The organism is Pseudomonas sp. (genome assembly GCF_049590575.1).
Classification (GTDB): Bacteria; Pseudomonadota; Gammaproteobacteria; order Pseudomonadales; family Pseudomonadaceae; genus Aquipseudomonas.
Genome location: NZ_JBAWDE010000105.1, coordinates 36,614 through 59,513 on the forward strand (window position 1 = coordinate 36,614; position 22,900 = coordinate 59,513).

Consider the following 22,900-nt stretch of genomic DNA (forward strand, 5'->3'; position numbering starts at 1 on the left):
TTTGTTAACGCCCGCTATTGGCCGATTATGTTGAAAAGGTCTACTTCGAATTCCACGGCAGAAAAGTTCGCGCCTGAAGTTTAAAACTGTGTTTTGGTCATAAAGTTCACGGCTCGGATTTCACGTAGCAGCACGCAAAAAAGGTGCGTTTACCCATCAGTATTTGAGCGTTTTTGGCAAACTGACGATTCAATAGAATCGGCCGAAAGTGGTCATAAGTCCGCGTTCGGCCGCCATAGGTAAGAAGCCGATGAAGTATCAATCCTTGTTTGAAATGGGAGGATTTGGCGAAGAGGGATTAAAGAGGGATTAAAGGGGACGGATTTATTTACACTTTTGTGGGAGGGAGCTGTTTCATTGGCATTGATGCTGTGTCGCAAGCGACAAGGCATACGGGGGTAGTAAGTGCTTTGACCCCTTATCATGGGTGGCATAAAGGCATCTATTTGGGGCGTGCTTCCGACGCGCTTTCGAAGGCAGACCAAGCATTAGTTGTTGTGGATCTAGACCCTATTCATGTCGTAAGCGGAAAACCACGTCCACAATTGTTGGCCGAACCAATGTCGATGGTGGCTTACCTTCCCGTTGTTGAAATACTTGACCGGAAAAAAATAGCCACGAATTAGCACGGCTTTTGAGCGAGAAAGTAGATTTAAAGTTTCGTGGTCGACTTGGTGAGCTAATGGAGTATGTAAGCCACCGGACCAAAAAATCGAAGGATTTTTACTCTTCCCTCAAACAACTTATTGGGCGGAGGGATAGTTCGAGACAAGAAAGGCAGGAGCTTCAGGATTTCACAAAATTTTTCTCTGACGACTATGCCGTCCGTGAGCGTTTCATTGCGTGGCAAAACGACCGTCATCAGCAGCCATCGTCATTGTCGAACCCATTGGGCTTAGAGCCTGCTTGGCTTGATTGTTTAGTCGCGGATTTAACGGCTGGAGGAGACTTAGCTACTGTGACCGTGCCGTCCTGGACCGCCGAAGATGTGGGTCATCCGGGAGAAATGATGCCCGAGAAGTAAGGTGCGTGTGGTACTTCCACGCAAAGCCGCTACTCACGACGCTCTGCATTTGTGCCAGGTGAAGGGAGCTGCCGGGTAGAGTAAACAGCCCGCGCGGGCGGGCTGATTCGGGGTAGGATGAGAGCAGTTCCTCCAAGGAAATGTTACGGGCACCGCTGCCAAGTCGGCACGACTAAGTCTCGAATTGAAGGGGCAAAGCGAGGCACCTTAGGTCCACGCAACGCATTACACATTCCGTCCTTTATGTAATCGCGTCAGACCACGATTTTCGTCCACCAAACGCTCGCAACGCTCCCGGCTTTCCACCAGAAATCTCTCGCCACAGATACTAACTTTCATCCTAAACCACTCCTGCGCTACCTTCCCCCCGTCGCTTCCAACCCAGCGACCGGACTTGAGAATCCGAGAAACAATAGGCGCATAGGCGCCACCATCCATTAGACTGTTGGCGCTTTTTTGTGCTCGCATGTCTGTGCAATGGCGGCTATGCGTGGGAGGCCTTCGGGTCTGCCGGGTTCCTATTGTCCCGGTTTCTCAACCCGCGCATAGCTGCCACCCATTCGCATGAGAAACGAACGTGGCAGCTCTCTACAGTAGGAGCTAAGCAATGAGCGTTTCTGATAGGTCGTGCCCTCGCAACTCCTCAACCCACACCTCCACCCACCTGGGAGGTGCCCAATGATCAACCCACCCCTCAACAAAACCCTCGGCGTCATCACCTTCTCCCCCTGCGGCAAGCACCCCAACCTCCACCACCTATTCCGCGTCAATTCCGGCGTGCCCATCCGGGATGCCCTGGAACACGCCTCCGAACTTCTCCACTGTTCAAAAATGCTCGCATTGGACGCTGCCATGAAAAAGGGCGCAGATCGCTACGCCTGGGCGGCGCATTATTCGGGGGAGATGGCGAAGGCGGTGGTGGATGATTTGGCGAATGGGATGTTGCCGAATGGGGTGGTGGAGGAGGGGGATACGGTGGGTGTGTAGGCGGGTGGTTTGAGGGTGGTTGGGCTGGCGTCTTCGCGAGCAAGCCCGCTCCCACAGTGGACAGTGTTTCAGGGTGAAGTGGGCGGTGAGCAATAATCAGCTGGCCAGCCACTTTTCTACAGGCGAAAAAAAAGACCTTGAATTTCAAGGTCTTTTTTTAAGATGGTGCCCCGAGGGAGACTCGAACTCCCACTCCTTTCGAAAACGGATTTTGAATCCGCCGCGTCTACCAATTCCGCCATCAGGGCTCAATGGCGGCGAAGTATAGAGATGAGATTACCGTTGGTCAATCACGTTTCATGGTCAATTTTGACTATTTCCGCTAGACTTCCCGGCCCTGCTAGACGAACCCCATCATGCGCGTTGCTGACTTTACTTTTGAGCTTCCTGATTCGCTGATCGCTCGCCACCCTTTGGCCGAGCGTCGCGCCAGTCGACTGCTGACCCTGGACGGGGTGAGCGGTGCCCTCGCACACCGTCAATTCACTGATTTGCTTGAGCATTTGCGCCCAGGCGATCTGATGGTGTTCAACAATACCCGGGTGATTCCGGCGCGGCTTTTTGGTCAGAAAGCTTCCGGCGGCAAGCTGGAAATTCTGGTGGAGCGGGTGCTGGACAGCCATCGCGTGCTGGCCCATGTGCGCTCCAGCAAGTCGCCGAAACCGGGCTCTTCGATCTTGATCGATGGCGGTGGCGAAGCCGAGATGGTGGCGCGCCATGACGCGTTGTTCGAGCTCAAGTTTGCCGAGGAAGTGTTGCCGCTGCTGGAGCGTGTCGGCCATATGCCGTTGCCTCCTTATATAGACCGCCCCGACGAAGACTCGGACCGCGAGCGCTATCAGACGGTGTACTCCCAGCGCCTGGGTGCCGTGGCTGCGCCGACTGCCGGGTTGCATTTCGACCAGCCGCTGCTGGATGCGATTGCCGCCAAGGGTGTCGAGACCGCTTATGTGACCCTGCACGTGGGGGCCGGCACGTTTCAGCCGGTGCGTGTGGATAACATCGAAGACCATCATATGCACAGCGAGTGGCTGGAAGTCAGCCAGGACGTCGTGGATGCTGTGGCCGCGTGCAGGGCGCGCGGCGGGCGGGTGGTGGCGGTGGGCACCACCAGCGTGCGCTCGCTGGAAAGCGCGGCGCGCGATGGCGTGCTCAAGCCGTTCAGTGGCGACACCGACATCTTTATTTACCCAGGCCGGCCGTTCCATGTGGTCGATTGCCTGGTCACCAACTTCCATTTGCCGGAATCCACGCTGTTGATGCTGGTGTCGGCATTTGCCGGTTATCCGGAAACCATGGCCGCCTACCAGGCCGCCATCGACAATGGGTACCGTTTTTTCAGCTACGGTGATGCGATGTTTATCACCCGTAATCCGGCGCCGACTGCCCCTAAAGAAGCGGGCCCAGAGGAACAATCATGAGTCGTATGTCGTTTGAATTGCTGGCCACGGATGGTAAAGCTCGCCGCGGCCGTTTGACCTTCCCGCGCGGCACCGTCGAGACCCCGGCGTTCATGCCCGTGGGCACCTACGGCACCGTCAAGGGCATGCTGCCGCGCGACATCGTCGCCACCGGCGCCGAGATCATCCTCGGCAACACCTTCCACCTGTGGCTGCGCCCGGGCACGGAAGTGATTAAAAAGCATGGCGACCTGCATGATTTCATGAAGTGGCAAGGCCCGATCCTCACCGACTCCGGTGGTTTCCAGGTGTTCAGCCTGGGCGCCATGCGCAAGATCAAGGAGGAGGGCGTGACCTTCGCCTCGCCGGTCGACGGTTCCAAGGTGTTCATGGGCCCGGAAGAGTCGATGCAGGTGCAGCGCGACCTGGGCTCGGACATCGTGATGATCTTCGACGAGTGCACGCCGTACCCGGCGGATGAAGATGTGGCGCGGATTTCCATGGAGCTGTCGCTGCGTTGGGCCCAGCGCTCGAAGAATGCGCATGGCGACAACACGGCGGCGCTGTTCGGGATCGTCCAGGGCGGCATGCATGAAAGCCTGCGCAAGCGCTCGCTGGAAGGCCTCGACAAGATTGGCTTTGATGGCCTGGCCATCGGCGGTTTGTCGGTGGGTGAGCCCAAGCACGAGATGATCAAGGTGCTGGATTACCTGCCGGGCCTGATGCCCGCTGAAAAACCTCGTTACCTTATGGGCGTTGGCAAACCGGAAGATCTCGTAGAGGGTGTGCGCCGCGGTGTGGACATGTTCGATTGCGTGATGCCAACCCGTAATGCCCGCAATGGGCATCTGTTCATTGATACAGGCGTGCTGAAGATCCGTAACGCGTTCCATCGCCATGATGATTCGCCGCTGGATCCCACCTGTGACTGCTACACCTGCCAGAACTTCTCGCGTGCTTATCTGCACCATCTGGACAAGTGCGGGGAAATGCTGGGTAGCATGTTGAATACCATCCACAATTTGCGTCACTACCAAGTCCTGATGGCTGGTTTGCGCGAGGCTATTCAACAGGGTACATTGGCCGCCTTTGTCGATGCCTTCTATGCCAAGCGTGGCCTCCCTGTGCCGCCCTTGGACTGAGTTTCCCGACCCTAAGATTCACTATTTGCAACTGGAGTGCTAAATGAGCTTTTTTATCTCTAACGCCATGGCTGACGCCGCTGCGCCTGCTGCTGCCGGCCCTATGGGCGGTGGTTTTGAGTGGATTTTCCTGGTCGGCTTCCTGGTTATCTTCTACCTGATGATCTGGCGTCCACAGGCCAAGCGCGCCAAAGAGCAGAAGAACCTGCTGGGCAGCCTGCAAAAAGGTGACGAAGTTGTAACTACCGGTGGTATCGCCGGCAAGATCACCAAAGTTGCCGATGCTTTCGTGGTTCTGGAAGTGTCCGACACCGTTGAAATGAAGTTCCAGAAGGGCGCCATCGCCGCCACGCTGCCTAAAGGCACGCTGAAAGCGATCTAAGTAACAACCTTTACCAATCGACGGGGCGCGCAAGGCGCCCCGCGTTATAAGCGGGCGGCGTGATGCTGAACAAATACCCTCTGTGGAAATACGTACTGATCCTGGCGGTGCTGGCGATCGGTTTTATTTATTCCGCTCCCAATCTTTATCCTGATGACCCTGCGATCCAGATCACTGGCGCCAGCACTTCGCTGCAAGTCAATCAGGCTGACCTGGAACGCGCCAGCAAAGCGCTGACCGACGCGGGCATCCAGGTTAAAGCGGCAACATTGGCGGCTGATGCGAAGGGCGGCTTGTTGCGCCTGACCAAGCAAGAAGACCAATTGCCGGCCAAAGACGTTGTGCGCAAGGCCATGGGCGACGACTACGTTGTCGCGCTGAACCTGGCACAGACCACGCCGAAATGGTTGCGCAGCATTGGTGCGCACCCGATGAAGCTGGGCCTGGACTTGTCCGGTGGTGTGCACTTCCTGCTGGAAGTGGACATGGACAAGGCCCTCGACGCCCGTCTGAAAGTCTACGAAGGCGACGTGAAGAGCCTGCTGCGCAAAGAGAAGTTGCGTTATCGCAGCCTGCCGCAGCTCAACGGTGCCATCCAGCTGGGCTTCTCTGACGAAGCTTCCCGCGAGCAGGCCCGTGCGCTGATCCGCAAGAATTTCAACGATTTCGACATCGTACCGGCCGACCTGAATGGTCAGGCTGTGCTGCGTCTGGCGATGAGCCCGGCCAAGATCGCGGAAATCCGCGAGTACTCCATCAAGCAGAACTTGACCACGGTACGTAACCGCGTCAACGAGCTGGGTGTGGCCGAGCCGATCGTTCAGCGCCAGGGTGCCAACCGCATCGTGGTTGAGCTGCCGGGCGTACAGGACACCGCTGAAGCCAAGCGTATCCTGGGTAAAACCGCCAACCTGGAATTCCGCTTGGCGGCTGAGCCAGGTGCTACCCGCGCGACGTCCGAAGAGTTCGAGTTCCGTGAAGGTAACCGTCCTTCAGCGTTGATCGAGCGTGGCTTGATCATCACCGGCGACCAGGTAACCGACGCCAAGGCCGGTTTCGGCGAGCACGGCACGCCTGAAGTGAACATCCGCCTGGATGGCCATGGCGGCGAACTGATGAGCCGCGCCACGCGCAGCAACGTCGGTCGCAGCATGGCGGTGATCTTCATCGAGCAACGACCGATCACCACCTACACCAAGCAAATGGTCAACGGCGTCGAGAAAGACGTGCCGGTGCAGACCTTCAAGGAAGAGAAGAAGATCATCAGCCTGGCGACCATCCAGTCGCCGCTGGGTGCTCAGTTCCGCATCACTGGCCTGAACGGCCAGGGCGAATCCTCGGAACTGGCCCTGTTGCTGCGTGCCGGTGGCCTGGCTGCGCCGATGTACTTCGCTGAAGAACGCACCATCGGCCCGAGCCTGGGTGCCGACAACATCACCAAGGGTATCGATGCGTCCCTGTGGGGCATGCTGTTCGTATCGCTGTTCATCATCGCTATCTACCGCTTCTTCGGCGTCATCGCCACCGTGGCCCTGGCGGGCAACATGGTGATGCTGCTGGCGCTGATGTCGCTGCTGGGCGCTACGCTGACCCTGCCGGGTATCGCCGGTATCGTACTGACCATGGGTATGGCGGTAGACGCCAACGTACTGATCTTCTCGCGGATTCGTGAAGAGATCGCAGCGGGCATGACCGTGCAACGTGCAATCAACGAAGGCTTCGGCCGGGCATTTACTGCAATTCTCGACTCCAACCTGACCACCTTGCTGGTCGGCGGGATTCTCTTTGCCATGGGCACCGGCCCGGTCAAGGGTTTTGCGGTAACCATGTCCCTCGGTATCTTTACCTCGATGTTCACGGCCATCATGGTGACCCGCGCAATGGTCAACCTGATCTTTGGCGGGCGTGACTTCAAGAAGTTGTGGATTTAAGGGGCTGCCATGTTACGTACAATCAACTTCATGGGCGTTCGCAACATTGCGTTCGGCGTCACTGTGCTCCTTACCGTTCTGGCGTTGTTCAGCTGGTTCCATAAGGGCCTGAACTACGGTCTGGACTTCACCGGCGGTACGCTCATCGAGCTGACCTACGAGAAGCCGGCCGACGTTACCCTGGTGCGCAACGAGCTGGTCAAGGCCGGCTATCACGAAGCCATCGTGCAGAACTTCGGTGCCACCACCGACCTGCTGGTGCGTATGCCCGGCGAAGACCCGCAACTGGGTCATCAGGTAGCCGAGGCCTTGCAGAAGGTTGGCGGCGACAACCCGGCGTCGGTCAAGCGCGTCGAGTTCGTGGGCCCGCAGGTCGGTGAAGAGCTGCGCGACCAGGGCGGCCTCGGCATGCTGATGGCGTTGGTCGGCATCATGATCTACCTGGCGTTCCGCTTTCAGTGGAAGTTCGGTGTCGGCGCCATTGTGTCGCTGATCCACGACGTGATCGTGACCGTGGGTATCCTGGCGTACTTCCAGATCACCTTCGACCTGACGGTATTGGCGGCGGTACTGGCGATCATTGGTTACTCGCTCAACGACACCATCGTGGTATTCGACCGGGTTCGTGAGAACTTCCGCGTACTGCGCAAGGCCACGCTGATCGAGAACATCAACATCTCCACCACCCAGACCCTGCTGCGGACCATGGCGACGTCGATCTCCACCTTGCTGGCGATCGCGGCACTGATGATCTTCGGCGGCGACAACCTGTGGGGCTTCTCCCTGGCGCTGTTCATCGGCGTTCTGGCGGGTACCTACTCGTCGATCTACATCGCCAACGTGGTGCTGATCTGGCTGAACCTCAACAGCGAAGACTTGATCCCTCCTGCTGCTACCGGCAAGGAGGTCGACGACCGTCCTTGATGGGCGCTTGTTGATACGCTGTTACAAAGAAGGCACGAGATTGAACTCGTGCCTTTTTTTTTGCTCCAAGGCTGGGTATAGCGCGGACGTTTCGGTCCGTTTGTGATGGTCAGGAGGTTCAACGTGAACAAGTCGTTACTGGTTGGTGCGGTATTGGGTGCTGTCGGTGTGACTGCCGGGGGTGCTGTTGCCACCTACAGCCTGGTAAAAAGCGGCCCTGAGTATGCGCAAGTGCTGGCGGTGCAGCCGGTGAAAACCCAGATTAAAACCCCGCGCGAAGTCTGCAAGGACGTCGCAGTGACCCGGCAGAAGCCGGTGCAGGATCAACACCAGATCGTCGGTACGGTGGTCGGTGCGCTGGCCGGTGGCCTGTTGGGCAACCAGGTCGGTGGCGGTAATGGCAAGAAGCTGGCTACTGTAGCCGGCGCGGTCGGTGGCGGTTATGCCGGTAACAAGGTTCAGGAAGGCATGCAGAACCGCGATACCTACACCACTACCCAAACTCGCTGTAATACCGTCAACGACATCAGCGACAAGGTTGTCGGCTATGACGTGCGTTACACCCTGGATGGCAAGGAAGGTTCGGTGCGTATGGACCGTGACCCAGGCGGCCAGATTCCGGTGGACAAGGAAGGGCGCTTGGTACTGGGCCAGAACCAGCAGTAATCCAGAGCCTGGCATCTTTCAAAATGTGGGAGAGGGCTTGCCCCCTCCCACATTTGATTTCAGTTCGCACCAAATTTCAGGCATAAAAAAAGCACCCCCCGGGGGTGCTTTTTTGTGCCCGCTCGCTTAGCGCTTGAGCGAGGCTGGCAGGTGCGGCTGGATCGCCGTCAGTACTGCCTTGAAGCATTTGGTGTTGCCGGCTACAACGTGGCCTTTCTCAAGGAAGTCGTGACCGCCGGTGAAGTCGCTCACCAAGCCGCCGGCTTCCTGGATCAGCAGGGCGCCTGCAGCCATGTCCCACTCGGACAAGCCCGACTCCCAGAACGCATCAAAACGACCGGCTGCCACGTAAGCCAGGTCCAGGCTGGCAGCGCCGGCGCGACGGATGCCGGCGGTCTGGCCAACCAAGGCGCGGAACATGCCCAGGTAGTTTTCCAGGTTGTCCATCTGGTCGTCACGGAACGGGAAGCCAGTGCCGAGCAGGGCGCCGTCCAGGCTGGTGCGACCGCTGACGCGCAGACGACGACCGTTCAGCTGGGCGCCACGGCCGCGGCTGGCGGTGAATTCTTCCTGGCGAACCGGGTCGAGTACGACGGCGTGTTCCAGGCGGCCACGGTATTTGCAGGCGATGCTTACTGCAAAGTGTGGGATGCCGCGCAGGAAGTTGGTGGTGCCATCCAGTGGGTCGATGATCCACAGGTAGTCTTCGCCTTCGCCGCTGCCTTTGTGCAAGCCGGTTTCTTCACCAAGGATGCCGTGGGTAGGGTAGGCCTTGCGCAGGGCGTCGATGATTTTCTGTTCGGCGGCGCGATCCACCTCGGATACATAATCCTTGGCGTCTTTTTCGTCGACCTTGATGGTATCCAGGCGCTCGATGGAGCGGAAGATCAATTCACTGGCGCTGCGGGCGGCGCGCAGCGCGATATTCAGCATGGGCTGCATGGATGTGTCACCTAAGGTTGTTAAAGAAAGCCGGGCATTCTAGCAGAAACTTTCTTCAGGTGAAGGACGACGTTAGCTTTCATGGCATAACCTTAGGCTGTTCTGTAAGATTTGCTCCCCTTTCCCGTGTCCGAGAGCGCCTCCCTTGCTGCAAAACATTCGTGTCGTCTTGGTCAATACCAGTCATCCCGGCAACATCGGCGGGGTGGCGCGAGCCATGAAAAACATGGGGCTGACGCGCCTGGTGCTGGTCGAACCGCGCGTGTTCCCGCACCACGAGGCCGACGCCCGTGCGTCCGGCGCCAATGACATCCTGGAAAAAGCCCAGGTCGTCGCCACGCTGGAAGACGCGCTGGTCGGCTGCAACCTGGTGCTCGGCACCAGCGCCCGCGACCGACGTATTCCCTGGCCGCTGCTTGACCCGCGCGAGTGCGGCACCAAAGTGGTCGAAGAGGCTGCTGGCGGCGCTGAAATCGCCTTGGTGTTTGGTCGTGAAGATTCCGGCCTGACCAATGACGAGCTGCAGCGATGTCATTACCACGTGCACATTCCATCAGACCCTGAGTTCAGCTCGTTGAACCTCGGGGCAGCGGTGCAGGTGTTGAGTTACGAAGTGCGCATGGCCTGGCTGGCCGCCCAAGGCCAGCCGAGCAAGGTTGAGAAGGATGAAGTGGCATCGACCAAAAGTGGCGAGCTGGCCACGATGGACGAGCTGGAGCGGTTCTATGAGCACCTGGAGCAAACCCTGGTGGCCATCGAATTCCTCGATCCGGAAAAACCACGGCACTTGATGGCACGCCTGCGCCGCCTGTACGGGCGCAGCTCGGTCAGCCGAGCGGAAATGAATATATTGCGTGGCATCCTCACGGAAACCCAGAAAGCGGCCCGTGGCGAGCTTCTTAAGCGGAAGGATTAAAAATGTTCGAGCGTTTGCGAGAAGATATCCAAAGTGTTTTCCACCGTGACCCTGCAGCACGCAACGCCTTTGAAGTGCTGACCTGCTACCCGGGCATGCACGCGATCTGGATTCATCGCCTCTCCGGCGCCTTGTGGGGCATGGGCTGGAAATGGCTGGCGCGGCTGGTGTCGAACTTCGGTCGCTGGTTGACCGGGATCGAGATTCACCCAGGCGCCAAGGTGGGTCGCCGCTTCTTTATCGACCATGGCATGGGCATCGTGATCGGCGAAACCGCAGAGATTGGCGATGACGTGACCCTCTATCAGGGCGTGACCCTGGGTGGCACCAGTTGGAACAAAGGCAAGCGTCACCCGACGCTGGAAAACGGCGTGGTAGTCGGGGCGGGCGCCAAGGTGCTGGGTCCGTTCACTGTGGGGGCGGGCGCGAAAGTCGGCTCGAATGCCGTGGTGACCAAGGCTGTGCCGCCTGGCGCCACCGTGGTGGGTATCCCCGGCCGCATCATCGTCAAGCCGGAAGTGGGCGATGAGCAAGAAGCCAAGCGCAAGGCCATGGCCGAGAAGATCGGTTTCGATGCCTACGGTGTCAGCGAAGACATGCCCGACCCAGTGGCGCGCGCCATTGGCCAATTGCTTGACCACCTGCAGGCGGTGGACGGCAAGCTGGACGGCATGTGCGGCGCGCTGAAGGAGCTGGGCAGCAGCTACTGTGCGAAAGATCTGCCTGAGCTGCGCGAGGAAGACTTCGCCGAGATCAAGCACGAAACCGCCACCAAGGCTGGTTGAGATCTCACATTTGCTGCTAGGCCCATGCGGGAGGGGGCTTGCCCCCGATGGCCATCTGTCAGTCACCGAATATATTGGCTGATCCACCGCTATCGGGGGCAAGTCCCCCTCCCACATTTGATCTCCATTGGTCTTGATGTCGAGCCATCGCCCCGCTGCCGCTGTTCGTCCCCACCCCGCCCTGCTATGATTCGCGCGCCCTTTTTACGGGTAATCCTGACTAAAGTGCTAGGTCTTATAGTTGACTTAAATACTCGGGAATCGCATACTTGCCCCCATTCTGAAACACCTTGGTACTTGTCCATGAGACTGACTACAAAAGGCCGATACGCGGTAACCGCCATGCTAGACCTGGCTTTGCACGCGCAAACTGGGCCGGTGTCCCTGGCCGATATCTCCGAGCGCCAAGGCATTTCCCTGTCCTACCTTGAGCAGCTGTTCGCCAAATTGCGCCGCAGCAACCTGGTTTCCAGCGTGCGTGGGCCGGGTGGCGGCTATCAACTGTCCCGCGACATGCAGGGCATCCAGGTAGCCCAGGTGATCGACGCGGTCAACGAATCCGTCGATGCGACCAAATGCCAGGGCCTGGGTGATTGCCACGCCGGCGACACCTGCTTGACCCACCACTTGTGGTGTGACTTGAGCCTGCAGATCCATGAGTTTTTGAGTGGTATCAGCTTGGCTGATCTTGTGACTCGCCGTGAGGTGCAAGAAGTAGCCCAGCGTCAGGACCAGCGCCGTTGCAACACCAAGGCGCCGCGTCTGGACAAGATTGAAGCGTCCGCCGTCGAGTGACAGCCGCAGAGCTAACGGCGCAGCCAGCCTGATTTAGGAGAATGTCCATGAAATTGCCGATTTACCTTGATTACTCAGCGACCACCCCGGTTGATCCGCGTGTCGCGCAAAAAATGAGCGAATGCCTGCTGGTTGACGGAAACTTCGGCAACCCGGCCTCCCGTTCCCACGTATTCGGCTGGAAAGCCGAGGAAGCGGTCGAGAATGCTCGTCGCCAGGTCGCAGACCTGGTGGGCGCAGACCCGCGTGAAATCGTCTGGACCTCCGGTGCCACCGAGTCCGACAACCTGGCTATCAAGGGCGCGGCGCATTTCTACGCGACCAAAGGCAAACACCTGATCACCACCAAGATTGAGCACAAGGCTGTCCTCGACACCATGCGCCAACTGGAACGTGAAGGTTTCGAGGTGACCTACCTCGAGCCGACCACCGACGGTATCGTCACCCCGGCCATGATCGAAGCCGCGCTGCGTGAAGACACCATCCTGGTTTCCGTGATCCACGTGAACAACGAAATCGGCACCATCAACGACATCGCGGCCATCGGCGAGCTGACCCGTTCCAAGGGTATCCTGCTGCACGTCGACGCCGCTCAGTCCACCGGCAAGGTCGACATCGACCTGTCCAAGCTGAAAGTCGACCTGATGTCGTTCTCTGCCCACAAGACCTACGGCCCTAAAGGCATCGGCGCGCTGTACGTGAGCCGCAAGCCACGCGTGCGCATCGAAGCCACCATGCACGGCGGCGGTCACGAGCGCGGCATGCGTTCCGGCACCCTGGCGACCCACCAGATCGTGGGCATGGGCGAAGCTTTCCGTGTGGCCAAGGAAGACATGGCTGCCGAAAACGTGCGCATCAAGGCCCTGAGCGACCGCTTCTACAAGCAGGTCGAGAACCTTGAAGAGCTGTACATCAACGGCAGCATGACCGCCCGTGTACCGCACAACCTGAATTTGAGCTTCAACTACGTCGAAGGCGAGTCGCTGATCATGGCACTCAAGGACCTGGCGGTTTCGTCCGGTTCGGCCTGCACCTCGGCGTCCCTTGAGCCTTCGTATGTACTGCGCGCCCTTGGCCGCAACGACGAACTGGCACACAGCTCGATCCGCTTTACGTTCGGCCGTTTCACCACCGAAGAGCAAGTCGACTACGCCGCGCAGAAAGTCTGCGAAGCCGTCAACAAGCTGCGCGTTCTGTCGCCGCTGTGGGACATGTACAAAGACGGTGTCGATATTTCCAAGATCGAGTGGGCGGCACACTAACTATAGAAGCCGCCACCCAAGCTCTGTAGGAACGTGGCGGAAAACGCAGGCGTTTTTACAGGGTTCCAGAGCGGCCCTGATGAGTGAGGATTCAGTACCATGGCTTACAGCGAAAAGGTCATTGACCACTACGAAAACCCGCGCAACGTCGGCAAGATGAACGCGGAAGACCCTGATGTCGGCACCGGCATGGTCGGCGCTCCGGCGTGCGGCGATGTGATGCGCCTGCAGATCAAGGTCAACGACGCTGGCGTTATCGAAGACGCCAAATTCAAGACCTACGGCTGCGGTTCGGCTATCGCCTCCAGCTCCCTCGCTACCGAGTGGATGAAAGGCAAGACGCTGGATGAGGCTGTGACTATCAGCAACACCCAGCTGGCCGAAGAACTGGCCCTGCCGCCAGTGAAAATCCACTGCTCGGTACTCGCAGAAGACGCCATCAAGGCGGCCGTTCGCGACTACAAGCAGAAGAAAGGCTTGATCTAAGCATTTGGCGACGAGTAAGGAGTCAACGATGGCTATCAGCATGACAGAAGCGGCTGCGCAGCACATTCGCCGCTCCCTGAATGGGCGCGGTAAAGGTGAGGGGATTCGTCTGGGTGTTCGCACCACGGGCTGTTCCGGCCTTGCCTACGTGCTGGAGTTTGTCGACGAGGTGGTTGCGGAAGACCAGGTGTTCGAGAGTCACGGCGAAAAAGTGATCATCGACCCTAAGAGCCTGACCTACCTGGACGGCACCGAACTCGATTTCGTCAAGGAAGGGTTGAACGAAGGCTTCAAGTTCAACAACCCCAACGTACGCGGTGAATGTGGCTGCGGCGAAAGCTTCAACATCTGAGGCTATCTGTGGGTACTCCTTGTCATTTCGCTTTATTCGAGCTGCAGCCGAGCTTTCGGCTGGACCTCGAGCAGCTTGCCACGCGCTACCGTGAATTGGCGCGTGGGGTGCATCCGGACCGCTTCGCTGACGCTTCCGAGCGTGAGCAACGCCTGGCCCTGGAGCAATCGGCCAGCCTCAACGAAGCCTATCAGACGCTCAAAAGCCCCCCGAAGCGCGCGCGCTATTTGCTCGCGATGAACGGTGGCGAGTTGCCGATTGAAGTCACGGTGCACGATCCGGACTTTCTGATGCAGCAGATGCAGTGGCGCGAAGAACTCGAAGACTTGCAGGGCGAAGCCGATGTGGCGGGTGTCGCGGTCTTCAAGCGTCGTCTGAAAGTGGCCCAGGAAGAGCTCAACGAAAGCTTCGCAGCCTGCTGGAACGATGCCGCGCAACGTGAACAGGCGGAACGCCTGATGCGGCGCATGCAGTTCCTCGACAAGCTCACCTACGAAGTGCGCCAGCTAGAAGAGCGCCTCGACGATTAACCCAGTGCTGCCCGTGATGCACGCCTGATAGACAGATAAGACCTGATTACCATGGCTCTACTGCAAATCGCCGAACCCGGCCAAAGCCCTCAACCGCACCAGCGTCGCCTGGCGGTGGGGATTGACCTGGGCACCACCAATTCCCTGGTTGCTGCCTTGCGCAGCGGCCTGTCCGAGCCGCTGCCCGACGCTGATGGCCAGGTGATCCTGCCATCCGCCGTGCGCTATCACGCGGATCGCACCGAAGTCGGCGAGTCGGCCAAGCTGGCCGCGTCTGCCGATCCGCTGAATACCGTGTTGTCGGTCAAGCGCTTGATGGGGCGTGGCCTGTCCGACGTCAAGCAACTGGGTGACCAACTGCCGTACCGCTTTGTCGGCGGCGAATCGCATATGCCGTTCATCGACACGGTCCAGGGCCCGAAAAGCCCGGTGGAAGTGTCGGCCGATATCCTCAAGGTGCTGCGCCAGCGCGCAGAAATCACCTTGGGTGGCGAACTGGTCGGCGCGGTCATTACAGTCCCGGCTTATTTCGACGACGCTCAACGCCAAGCCACCAAGGACGCGGCGAAGCTTGCCGGCCTGAACGTGCTGCGTCTGCTCAACGAACCGACTGCAGCGGCTGTGGCTTATGGCCTGGACCAACACGCTGAAGGCGTGGTCGCTATCTACGACCTGGGCGGCGGTACGTTTGATATTTCGATCCTGCGCCTCACCGGCGGTGTGTTTGAAGTGCTGGCCACCGGTGGCGACAGCGCCCTGGGCGGCGATGACTTCGATCACGCGATCGCAGGTTGGATCATCACCAGCGCAGGCTTGTCCGCCGACCTGGACCCAGGCGCGCAGCGTAACTTGCTGCAAACTGCCTGTGCCGCCAAAGAAGCGCTGACTGATGCTGCTTCTGTTGAAGTTTCCTACGGTACTTGGTCGGCCCAGCTGACTCGCGAAGCCTTCGATGCGCTGATCGAACCGATGGTCGCCCGCAGCCTGAAAGCCTGCCGCCGCGCCGTGCGTGACTCCGGTATCGAACTGGAGGACGTCGGTGCCGTGGTCATGGTCGGTGGTTCCACCCGTGTGCCGCGCGTGCGCAACGCGGTGGCCGAAGCCTTTGGCCGTCAACCGCTGACTGAAATCGACCCGGATCAAGTGGTGGCGATTGGTGCCGCGATCCAGGCCGATACTCTGGCCGGCAACAAGCGCGACGGTGGCGAACTGCTGCTGCTTGACGTGATTCCGCTGTCCCTGGGGCTGGAAACCATGGGTGGCCTGATGGAGAAGGTGATCCCGCGCAACACCACCATCCCCGTCGCCCGCGCCCAGGACTTCACGACTTACAAAGATGGCCAGACGGCCATGATGATTCATGTGCTGCAAGGCGAGCGCGAGCTGATCAGCGACTGCCGCTCCCTGGCGCGCTTTGAATTGCGCGGTATTCCGGCGATGGTGGCGGGTGCTGCGAAGATTCGTGTGACCTACCAGGTCGACGCCGACGGCCTGCTCAGCGTGGCCGCGCGTGAATTGGCGTCCGGTGTTGAAGCCAGCATCCAGGTCAAGCCGTCCTACGGCCTGACCGACGGCGAAATTGCCAAGATGCTCAAGGATTCGTTCCAGTACGCCGGTGACGACAAGGTCGCCCGCGTGCTGCGCGAGCAGCAAGTGGACGCCCAGCGCCTGCTCGAAGCCGTGCAGGGCGCCCTGGATGCTGATGGCGAACGCCTGCTGGACGCCGAAGAGCGCATGGTTATCGACCTGCAAATGCAGGAGCTGGCCGAACTGATGAAAGGCAACGATGGTTACGCCATCGAGCAACAGACCAAGCGCCTGTCGCAAGTCACTGATGCCTTTGCCGCCCGCCGCATGGATCAGACGGTGAAAGCCGCACTGGCCGGGCGCAACCTGAATGAAATCGAGGAATAATTAATGCCGCAGGTCATTTTTCTGCCACACGCCGAGCATTGCCCGGACGGTATGGTTGTTGAGGCTGAGACCGGCAAGTCCATCCTCGAAGTTGCCCATGACAACCATATCGAAATCGAAAGCGCCTGCGGCGGTGTCTGCGCCTGCACCACCTGCCACTGCGTGATTCGCGAGGGTTTCAATTCTCTCGAAGAAGCGGATGAGCTGGAAGAGGACTTTCTGGACCGCGCCTGGGGCCTGGAAGCGACTTCTCGCCTAAGCTGTCAGGCCAAGGTCGGGACTGAAGACATTACCGTCGAAATTCCGAAATATTCGCTCAACCATGCGGCCGAAGCGCCGCATTGATTCAAGGAAATGTCATGAGCCTGAAATGGGTTGATGTACAAGAAATCGCTATACAACTTGCGCAAGCTCACCCTGAGGTCAATCCTCTTACCGTGAACTTCGTCAAGCTGCGCAATCTGGTGATGGCGCTGCCGGACTTTGACGACATTCCTGACCGGGGTGGCGAAAAGGTTCTGGAGGCAATTCAAGGCCTGTGGATCGAAGAAGCAGACTGAGCCGCCTTTTTACGCAGTTAGGCAATACCTAAGAACCCGCGTATAATTCGCGGGTTTAATTTTTCGTAAATTACCGTTTCTGGAGTTACACCATGGCTGTTCAACGTACTTTCTCCATCATCAAGCCTGACGCTGTTGCAAAAAACGTCATCGGCGAGATCACCACTCGTTTCGAAAAAGCCGGCCTGAAGGTTGTAGCTTCGAAACTCAAGCAACTGTCCAAAGCCGAAGCTGAAGGCTTCTACGCTGAGCACAGCGCTCGTGGCTTCTTCGGCGACCTGGTTGCCTTCATGATCTCCGGTCCTGTTGTTGTTCAGGTTCTGGAAGGCGAAAACGCTATCGCTCTGAACCGTGAGCTGATGGGCGCTACCAACCCTAAAGAAGCGGCTGCCGGCACCATCCGTGCTGACTTCGCTGAGTCCATCGACGCCAACGCCGTTCACGGTTCGGACTCCGAAGCCGCCGCTGCTCGCGAAATCTCGTACTTTTTCGCTGCTACTGAAGTAACCGCTCGCTAAGCATCGGCTTAAAGAGTGAGGGTGAATCCATGACTACATCGACTGTTAAAACCAACCTGCTGGGTCTGACTCAGCCGGAAATGGAGAAATTCTTCGACTCAATCGGGGAGAAGCGTTTCCGTGCCGGTCAGGTAATGAAGTGGATTCACCACTTTGGCGTCGACGATTTCGACGCCATGACGAACGTCAGCAAAGCCTTGCGCGACAAGCTCAAGGCTATTGCTGAAGTGCGTGGCCCCGAAGTGGTCAGCGAGGACATCTCCAGCGATGGCACCCGTAAATGGGTGGTGCGCGTGGCGTCCGGCAGCTGCGTCGAGACCGTGTACATTCCCCAGGGCAAACGCGGCACCTTGTGCGTTTCGTCCCAGGCAGGCTGTGCCCTGGACTGCAGTTTCTGCTCCACCGGCAAGCAAGGCTTCAATAGCAACCTCACCGCCGCCGAAGTCATCGGCCAGGTGTGGATTGCCAACAAATCCTTTGGCAGCGTCCCGGCGACCGTCGACCGTGCCATCACCAACGTGGTGATGATGGGCATGGGTGAGCCGCTGCTGAACTTCGACAACGTAATTGCGGCCATGCACCTGATGATGGACGACCTGGGCTACGGCATCTCCAAGCGCCGCGTGACCCTGTCGACCTCCGGCGTGGTGCCGATGATCGATGAGCTGGCCAAGCACATCGACGTCTCCCTGGCGTTGTCGCTGCATGCACCCAATGACGCATTGCGTAACCAATTGGTGCCGATCAACAAGAAGTATCCGCTTAAGATGCTGCTCGAATCTTGCCAGCGCTACATGGCGACCCTGGGTGAGAAACGCGTGCTGACGATTGAGTACACCATGCTCAAGGACGTCAACGACAAGGTCGAGCACGCGGTCGAGATGATCGAACTGCTCAAGAACACCCCGTGCAAGATCAACCTGATTCCGTTCAACCCGTTTCCACATTCTGGCTACGAGCGGCCAAGCAACAACGCCATCCGTCGTTTCCAGGATCAACTGCACCAGGCCGGCTACAACGTCACCGTACGCACCACCCGTGGTGAAGACATCGACGCCGCCTGTGGCCAATTGGTAGGGCAGGTGATGGACCGCACCCGCCGCAGCGAACGTTATATCGCCGTGCGCGAACTTAACGCCGCCGAAGATTTGCCGCAAATTGCTGTGAATCGAATCTGAGAGAGGATCTCTATGCCCTTGCGCCTTGCGCTGCTTTTGCTTGTGACCGGCCTCGCCGCCGGATGTGTTTCATCGGGCCATGACAGCCCTTTGCAAACCGGTAAGGGCCGTGACGAGGCGCGAGTCGCCTATGTGCAACTGGGCTTGGGTTACCTGCGCCAAGGCATGAGCGAGCAAGCCAAGGTGCCGTTGAAAAAGGCCTTGGAGCTGGATGGCGACGATGCCGACGCCAATGCTGCGCTTGCGTTGGTATTCCAGGCCCAGGCCGAGCCTGAACTGGCCGCTCAGTATTTCCTCAAGGCCCTGGCTTCCCGTCCTGCCGACCCGCGGCTGCTGAACAACTACGGCAGCTTCCTGTTCGAGCAGAAACGTTATGACCAGGCAGCCCTTTATTTCCAGCAAGCCAGTGCCGATACCCTCTATCCTGAACGCTCGCGGGTGTTCGAGAACCTTGGGGTCACCTCAGCGCGTCTCGGCCAGCGCGACAGCGCCCGCCAGCACCTCGAAAAAGCCCTGCACTTGAACAGTCGCCAGCCACGCGCATTGCTCGAAATGGCTGAGATGTCTTACGAAGACAGGCATTATGTGCCGGCACGTGACTATTACGAGCGTTTTAGCCTGCTCAGCGGGCAAAATGCACGTAGTCTATTGCTTGGTGTGCGCCTGGCGACGGTTCATGAAGAACGCGACAAGGCCGCACGTTATGGCCAGCAACTCGAACGACTCTATCCCGGTACGCCGGAATATCAGCAATACCTGTCGGAGCAATAATGAAAGCGGCGCACCCGGAAGTTGTAGCAGCTAATCGCGTAAACCCAGGCGAGACCTTGCGTCAGGCCCGCGAAAGCAATGGTTGGTCGCTGGCAGAAGTGGCCCTCAAGCTCAATTTGACCACCACATCCCTGGGCAACCTGGAAGCCGGCGCGTTCGACAAGCTGCCTGGGCATACCTTCGCCCGCGGCTATATCCGTGCCTACGCCAAGTTGCTGGGCATCGACCAGGCCGTGCTGGTACAGGAATTCGACCAGTTCACCGGTACCGATTCCCAGGGCAGCAATGTCCATGGTCTGGGGCGTATCGAAGAGCCGGTGCGGGTGTCCCACACGATTTTGCGTATTGTCAGCCTGTTGCTGCTGATCGCCGTGATCGGCGGCGGTTTTGTCTGGTGGCAAGACCAGACGTCCCAGCGCACCAAGGACCTGACCAGCAACGCCATGGAGCACGTCGAAGTCGAAAGCGCCGACGGCACCACCCAGATTCATCCGTTGGATGAGCCGGAAGACCAGGCCGTCGCTGAAAGCCAGGCCGCGCCCGAAGCGCCAGGCGCCGAGCCATCAGTGACAGAAACAGTCCCGGTTGCCCCGACAACTGTGCCAGTACCTGCCACACCGACTACTCCAGCCGCCCAGGCCCATACCCCGGCAGCTCCGGCCCAGGCACCCACGACCACCGCACCCGTCGCCCCGGCAGCGCCTGCGATGTCGCCACCCACCACCCCTGCGTTGATCGCCGGTGATGGGCATATCCAGATTACCTTCATCGCTGACTGCTGGACGCAAGTCACCGATGGCAACGGCAAAGTGCTGTTCAGCGGTCTGAAGCGTAAGGGAGATACTCTTGACCAGGGCGGCAAGCCTCCTTTGACGCTGCGTCTGGGCTTTGCCCGTGGCGCGCAAGTGGCCTACAACGGCCAGCCTGTGGACGTGGCGCCGTTCACCAGTGGCGAGACCGCTCGCCTCAAGTTGGGACAATAGTCATGCACGGCGAATCTCCAATCAAACGTCGCGTATCGCGCAAGATCTGGGTCGGCTCGGTGCCGGTGGGTGGCGATGCCCCCATCGCAGTCCAGAGCATGACCAACAGCGACACCAATGACGTGGCCGCCACCGTCGCCCAGATCAATCGTCTGGAAGCCGCCGGCGTGGACATCGTGCGCGTGTCCGTGCCGGACATGGACGCCGCCGAAGCCTTCGGCCGCATCAAGCAGTTGGTCAAGGTGCCGCTGGTTGCCGACATTCATTTCGACTACAAGATCGCACTGCGCGTGGCCGAACTGGGTGTGGACTGCCTGCGTATCAACCCGGGCAACATCGGTCGCGAAGACCGTGTACGCGCTGTGGTGGATGCTGCGCGTGATCGTGGCATTCCAATCCGCATCGGCGTCAACGCCGGCTCCCTGGAAAAAGACCTGCAAAAGAAATACGGCGAGCCTACCCCGGCGGCGCTGGTCGAGTCGGCGCTGCGCCACGTTGAACACCTTGAACGCCTGAATTTCCAGGACTTCAAGGTCAGCGTAAAGGCCTCCGACGTGTTCATGGCGGTAGAAGCCTACCGCCTGCTGGCCAAGGAAATCGTGCAGCCACTGCACTTGGGTATCACTGAGGCGGGCGGTTTACGTTCAGGCACAGTGAAATCTGCGGTGGGTCTCGGTATGCTGCTCGCCGAAGGGATTGGCGATACCATCCGCATCTCCCTCGCGGCAGACCCGGTGGAGGAAGTGAAGGTCGGTTACGACATTCTCAAATCCCTGCGTTTGCGGTCCCGTGGCATCAACTTCATTGCCTGCCCAAGCTGCTCGCGGCAGAACTTCGACGTGGTGAAAACCATGAACGATCTGGAGTTGCGCCTCGAAGACCTGCTGGTGCCGCTGGATGTGGCGGTGATCGGTTGTGTGGTCAACGGCCCGGGTGAAGCCAAAGAGGCGCACGTGGGGCTGACCGGCGGTACACCGAACCTGATTTACATCGACGGCAAGCCGTCGCAGAAATTGACGAATGACAATCTGGTGGATGAGCTGGAAAAGCTGATCCGCCAGAAAGCGGCCGAAAAGGTCGCAGCTGACGCAGCGCTGATCGCGCGCGGCTGATTGAACGAATTTAAGGATTTGATGTGAGCAAGTCTCTGCAAGCCATTCGTGGCATGAACGACATCCTGCCGGAGCAGACGCCGCTGTGGCGCTACTTCGAGAGCACGGTCGCGCGCCTGCTGGATAACTACGGTTACAAGCAGATCCGCATGCCGATCGTCGAGTTCACCGAGCTGTTCAAGCGCTCCATCGGTGAAGTGACCGACATCGTCGAAAAAGAGATGTACACCTTTGAAGACCGCAACGGCGACTCCCTGACCCTGCGTCCGGAAGGTACCGCCGCGTGCGTGCGTGCTGTGCTCGAGCATGGCCTCACCGGTGGCGGCCAGCCCCAGAAACTCTGGTACATCGGCCCGATGTTCCGCCACGAGCGTCCGCAGAAAGGCCGGTATCGCCAGTTCCACCAGATCGGCCTGGAAGTCTTCAATCTTGATGGCCCGGACATCGACGCCGAGCTGATCGTGATGACCTGGCGCCTGTGGGGCCTGCTGGGCATCCGCGACGCGGTAAAACTCGAACTCAACAGCCTGGGCACCAGCGAATCCCGGGGCCGCTACCGCGTGGCCCTGGTCGACTACCTGTCCGCCCATCTGGACAAACTCGACGAAGACAGCCAGCGCCGTCTGAAAACCAACCCGTTGCGCGTGCTCGATACCAAGAACGCCGACACCCAGGCTGTGCTGGTCGACGCGCCGAAGATGGCCGACTACCTGGACGACGAATCCCGCGCGCACTTCGAGGGCCTCAAGGCTCGCCTGGATGCGGCCGGTATTCCGTACGTGATCAACCCGAAGCTGGTGCGCGGCCTCGATTACTACAGCAAGACCGTATTCGAGTGGGTCACCGGCAAGCTCGGCGCCCAGGGCACCGTATGTGCCGGTGGCCGTTACGACGGCCTGGTCGAGCAGATGGGCGGCAAGCCGACCACGGGCGTAGGTTTTGCCATGGGCATCGAGCGGCTGATCCTGCTGCTCGAGACCCTGGAGCAGGTCCAGGAAGAAATCTCGCGTCAGGTGGACGTGTACCTGTGCGCCTTTGGCGAGGCCGCCGAACTGGCAGCCCTGGCCCTGAGCGAAAAAGTACGTGACCAACTGCCGAACCTGCGCCTGCAGGTCAATGCCGGCGCTGGCAGCTTCAAGAGCCAGTTCAAGAAGGCCGACAAGAGCGGTGCGCTGTATGCACTGATCCTCGGCGATGACGAGCTGGCCCAGCAAGTGATAGGTTTCAAACCCCTGCGTGGCCAGGGCGAGCAACAGAACATTGCCTTTGATGCGCTCGCCGCGCACTTGGCCACCTGCGTCGTGCAGGGTTGAAGCTGTCGAACAGCCGAATTTAGCGAT

At 59.1% G+C, this 22,900-nt stretch carries 25 protein-coding genes and 1 tRNA gene; 24 read left to right on the forward strand and 2 right to left on the reverse strand.

Going from position 1 to position 22,900, the window contains the following annotated elements; all coding sequences use genetic code 11:
• Positions 1-634: 634 nt before the first annotated feature.
• Together WBR57_RS08465 and WBR57_RS08470 are read left to right on the forward strand one after the other, a co-directional pair.
• On the forward strand, positions 635-1,024 hold the full coding sequence (locus WBR57_RS08465) for a hypothetical protein (protein ID WP_424083447.1): 390 nt from the start codon (positions 635-637) through the stop codon (positions 1,022-1,024).
• Positions 1,025-1,702: 678 nt separating this feature from the next.
• Positions 1,703-2,011 carry a DUF3077 domain-containing protein gene (locus tag WBR57_RS08470; protein WP_424083448.1) on the forward strand — a complete coding sequence of 103 codons (309 nt, stop codon included), beginning with the start codon at positions 1,703-1,705 and terminating at the stop codon, positions 2,009-2,011.
• Between the two features lie 163 nt (positions 2,012-2,174).
• Here the strand turns inward: WBR57_RS08470 and WBR57_RS08475 are convergent.
• Positions 2,175-2,259, reverse strand: a tRNA-Leu gene (locus WBR57_RS08475).
• A gap of 108 nt (positions 2,260-2,367) precedes the next feature.
• Between WBR57_RS08475 and queA the strand changes: the two genes are divergently transcribed.
• The 6 genes from queA (at position 2,368) to WBR57_RS08505 (ending at position 8,456) form a co-directional block, all read left to right on the forward strand.
• The gene (queA, locus tag WBR57_RS08480) at positions 2,368-3,432 is read left to right on the forward strand and encodes a tRNA preQ1(34) S-adenosylmethionine ribosyltransferase-isomerase QueA (RefSeq protein WP_424083449.1); all 1,065 of its coding nucleotides are present in this window, start codon (positions 2,368-2,370) and stop codon (positions 3,430-3,432) included.
• A gap of 5 nt (positions 3,433-3,437) precedes the next feature.
• Positions 3,438-4,553 carry a tRNA guanosine(34) transglycosylase Tgt gene (gene tgt, locus WBR57_RS08485; RefSeq protein ID WP_162303237.1) on the forward strand — a complete coding sequence of 372 codons (1,116 nt, stop codon included), beginning with the start codon at positions 3,438-3,440 and terminating at the stop codon, positions 4,551-4,553.
• A 43-nt stretch (positions 4,554-4,596) separates the two neighbouring features.
• Positions 4,597-4,935 carry a preprotein translocase subunit YajC gene (yajC, locus tag WBR57_RS08490; protein ID WP_003238439.1) on the forward strand — a complete coding sequence of 113 codons (339 nt, stop codon included), beginning with the start codon at positions 4,597-4,599 and terminating at the stop codon, positions 4,933-4,935.
• A gap of 62 nt (positions 4,936-4,997) precedes the next feature.
• Positions 4,998-6,866 carry a protein translocase subunit SecD gene (gene secD, locus WBR57_RS08495; RefSeq protein WP_424083450.1) on the forward strand — a complete coding sequence of 623 codons (1,869 nt, stop codon included), beginning with the start codon at positions 4,998-5,000 and terminating at the stop codon, positions 6,864-6,866.
• Between the two features lie 9 nt (positions 6,867-6,875).
• On the forward strand, positions 6,876-7,790 hold the full coding sequence (secF, locus tag WBR57_RS08500) for a protein translocase subunit SecF (protein ID WP_424083451.1): 915 nt from the start codon (positions 6,876-6,878) through the stop codon (positions 7,788-7,790).
• A gap of 123 nt (positions 7,791-7,913) precedes the next feature.
• Positions 7,914-8,456, forward strand: coding sequence for a glycine zipper 2TM domain-containing protein (locus WBR57_RS08505; RefSeq protein ID WP_015885750.1), 543 nt, complete (start codon positions 7,914-7,916; stop codon positions 8,454-8,456).
• A 126-nt stretch (positions 8,457-8,582) separates the two neighbouring features.
• On the opposite strand, the gene suhB is transcribed toward WBR57_RS08505, so the two are convergent.
• Positions 8,583-9,398: an inositol-phosphate phosphatase gene (suhB, locus tag WBR57_RS08510; protein WP_003175971.1), complete on the reverse strand. Its 816-nt coding sequence runs from the start codon at positions 9,396-9,398 to the stop codon at positions 8,583-8,585.
• Between the two features lie 145 nt (positions 9,399-9,543).
• Between suhB and trmJ the strand changes: the two genes are divergently transcribed.
• The 16 genes from trmJ (at position 9,544) to hisS (ending at position 22,873) form a co-directional block, all read left to right on the forward strand.
• Positions 9,544-10,314, forward strand: coding sequence for a tRNA (cytosine(32)/uridine(32)-2'-O)-methyltransferase TrmJ (gene trmJ, locus WBR57_RS08515; RefSeq protein WP_424083452.1), 771 nt, complete (start codon positions 9,544-9,546; stop codon positions 10,312-10,314).
• Between the two features lie 2 nt (positions 10,315-10,316).
• Positions 10,317-11,099, forward strand: a complete 783-nt coding sequence (gene cysE / locus WBR57_RS08520) for a serine O-acetyltransferase (protein WP_424083453.1) — start codon at positions 10,317-10,319, stop codon at positions 11,097-11,099.
• Positions 11,100-11,402: 303 nt separating this feature from the next.
• Positions 11,403-11,894 (forward strand): Fe-S cluster assembly transcriptional regulator IscR, encoded by a 492-nt coding sequence (gene iscR / locus WBR57_RS08525; RefSeq protein ID WP_003194020.1) that lies wholly within the window; start codon positions 11,403-11,405, stop codon positions 11,892-11,894.
• 47 nt (positions 11,895-11,941) lie between these two features.
• Entirely contained in the window at positions 11,942-13,156 is a 1,215-nt protein-coding gene (locus WBR57_RS08530; protein WP_017530022.1) for an IscS subfamily cysteine desulfurase, read from the forward strand.
• 99 nt (positions 13,157-13,255) lie between these two features.
• Positions 13,256-13,642 carry a Fe-S cluster assembly scaffold IscU gene (iscU, locus tag WBR57_RS08535; RefSeq protein WP_003175965.1) on the forward strand — a complete coding sequence of 129 codons (387 nt, stop codon included), beginning with the start codon at positions 13,256-13,258 and terminating at the stop codon, positions 13,640-13,642.
• Positions 13,643-13,670: 28 nt separating this feature from the next.
• Positions 13,671-13,994, forward strand: a complete 324-nt coding sequence (gene iscA / locus WBR57_RS08540; protein WP_003175963.1) for an iron-sulfur cluster assembly protein IscA — start codon at positions 13,671-13,673, stop codon at positions 13,992-13,994.
• 8 nt (positions 13,995-14,002) lie between these two features.
• Positions 14,003-14,524 (forward strand): co-chaperone HscB, encoded by a 522-nt coding sequence (gene hscB, locus WBR57_RS08545; RefSeq protein WP_424083454.1) that lies wholly within the window; start codon positions 14,003-14,005, stop codon positions 14,522-14,524.
• A 51-nt stretch (positions 14,525-14,575) separates the two neighbouring features.
• On the forward strand, positions 14,576-16,438 hold the full coding sequence (gene hscA / locus WBR57_RS08550; protein WP_424083455.1) for a Fe-S protein assembly chaperone HscA: 1,863 nt from the start codon (positions 14,576-14,578) through the stop codon (positions 16,436-16,438).
• 3 nt (positions 16,439-16,441) lie between these two features.
• Positions 16,442-16,783, forward strand: coding sequence for an ISC system 2Fe-2S type ferredoxin (gene fdx / locus WBR57_RS08555; protein WP_015885743.1), 342 nt, complete (start codon positions 16,442-16,444; stop codon positions 16,781-16,783).
• A gap of 14 nt (positions 16,784-16,797) precedes the next feature.
• Positions 16,798-16,998: a Fe-S cluster assembly protein IscX gene (iscX, locus tag WBR57_RS08560; protein WP_424083456.1), complete on the forward strand. Its 201-nt coding sequence runs from the start codon at positions 16,798-16,800 to the stop codon at positions 16,996-16,998.
• 92 nt (positions 16,999-17,090) lie between these two features.
• On the forward strand, positions 17,091-17,516 hold the full coding sequence (gene ndk / locus WBR57_RS08565; protein ID WP_003175956.1) for a nucleoside-diphosphate kinase: 426 nt from the start codon (positions 17,091-17,093) through the stop codon (positions 17,514-17,516).
• A gap of 29 nt (positions 17,517-17,545) precedes the next feature.
• Positions 17,546-18,694, forward strand: a complete 1,149-nt coding sequence (rlmN, locus tag WBR57_RS08570; RefSeq protein WP_424083457.1) for a 23S rRNA (adenine(2503)-C(2))-methyltransferase RlmN — start codon at positions 17,546-17,548, stop codon at positions 18,692-18,694.
• Between the two features lie 12 nt (positions 18,695-18,706).
• Positions 18,707-19,465 carry a type IV pilus biogenesis/stability protein PilW gene (gene pilW / locus WBR57_RS08575; protein WP_424083458.1) on the forward strand — a complete coding sequence of 253 codons (759 nt, stop codon included), beginning with the start codon at positions 18,707-18,709 and terminating at the stop codon, positions 19,463-19,465.
• On the forward strand, positions 19,465-20,448 hold the full coding sequence (locus WBR57_RS08580; protein WP_424083459.1) for a RodZ domain-containing protein: 984 nt from the start codon (positions 19,465-19,467) through the stop codon (positions 20,446-20,448). Before pilW ends, WBR57_RS08580 begins: the two co-directional genes overlap by 1 nt.
• A 2-nt stretch (positions 20,449-20,450) precedes the next feature.
• Complete coding sequence (gene ispG, locus WBR57_RS08585; protein WP_122720285.1) at positions 20,451-21,560, forward strand: flavodoxin-dependent (E)-4-hydroxy-3-methylbut-2-enyl-diphosphate synthase; 1,110 nt, start codon at positions 20,451-20,453, stop codon at positions 21,558-21,560.
• Between the two features lie 23 nt (positions 21,561-21,583).
• Positions 21,584-22,873: a histidine--tRNA ligase gene (gene hisS, locus WBR57_RS08590; protein ID WP_424083460.1), complete on the forward strand. Its 1,290-nt coding sequence runs from the start codon at positions 21,584-21,586 to the stop codon at positions 22,871-22,873.
• Positions 22,874-22,900 lie beyond the last annotated feature (27 nt).

Coding starts and splice junctions, on each gene's coding strand:
- WBR57_RS08470 (WP_424083448.1), top strand. CDS start 1,703: ATGATCAACCCACCCCTCAACAAAACCCTCGGCGTCATCACCTTCTCC.
- queA (WP_424083449.1), top strand. CDS start 2,368: ATGCGCGTTGCTGACTTTACTTTTGAGCTTCCTGATTCGCTGATCGCT.
- tgt (WP_162303237.1), top strand. CDS start 3,438: ATGTCGTTTGAATTGCTGGCCACGGATGGTAAAGCTCGCCGCGGCCGT.
- yajC (WP_003238439.1), top strand. CDS start 4,597: ATGAGCTTTTTTATCTCTAACGCCATGGCTGACGCCGCTGCGCCTGCT.
- secD (WP_424083450.1), top strand. CDS start 4,998: ATGCTGAACAAATACCCTCTGTGGAAATACGTACTGATCCTGGCGGTG.
- secF (WP_424083451.1), top strand. CDS start 6,876: ATGTTACGTACAATCAACTTCATGGGCGTTCGCAACATTGCGTTCGGC.
- suhB (WP_003175971.1), bottom strand. CDS start 9,398: ATGCAGCCCATGCTGAATATCGCGCTGCGCGCCGCCCGCAGCGCCAGT.
- cysE (WP_424083453.1), top strand. CDS start 10,317: ATGTTCGAGCGTTTGCGAGAAGATATCCAAAGTGTTTTCCACCGTGAC.
- iscR (WP_003194020.1), top strand. CDS start 11,403: ATGAGACTGACTACAAAAGGCCGATACGCGGTAACCGCCATGCTAGAC.
- WBR57_RS08530 (WP_017530022.1), top strand. CDS start 11,942: ATGAAATTGCCGATTTACCTTGATTACTCAGCGACCACCCCGGTTGAT.
- iscU (WP_003175965.1), top strand. CDS start 13,256: ATGGCTTACAGCGAAAAGGTCATTGACCACTACGAAAACCCGCGCAAC.
- iscA (WP_003175963.1), top strand. CDS start 13,671: ATGGCTATCAGCATGACAGAAGCGGCTGCGCAGCACATTCGCCGCTCC.
- hscA (WP_424083455.1), top strand. CDS start 14,576: ATGGCTCTACTGCAAATCGCCGAACCCGGCCAAAGCCCTCAACCGCAC.
- fdx (WP_015885743.1), top strand. CDS start 16,442: ATGCCGCAGGTCATTTTTCTGCCACACGCCGAGCATTGCCCGGACGGT.
- iscX (WP_424083456.1), top strand. CDS start 16,798: ATGAGCCTGAAATGGGTTGATGTACAAGAAATCGCTATACAACTTGCG.
- ndk (WP_003175956.1), top strand. CDS start 17,091: ATGGCTGTTCAACGTACTTTCTCCATCATCAAGCCTGACGCTGTTGCA.
- rlmN (WP_424083457.1), top strand. CDS start 17,546: ATGACTACATCGACTGTTAAAACCAACCTGCTGGGTCTGACTCAGCCG.
- pilW (WP_424083458.1), top strand. CDS start 18,707: ATGCCCTTGCGCCTTGCGCTGCTTTTGCTTGTGACCGGCCTCGCCGCC.
- WBR57_RS08580 (WP_424083459.1), top strand. CDS start 19,465: ATGAAAGCGGCGCACCCGGAAGTTGTAGCAGCTAATCGCGTAAACCCA.
- ispG (WP_122720285.1), top strand. CDS start 20,451: ATGCACGGCGAATCTCCAATCAAACGTCGCGTATCGCGCAAGATCTGG.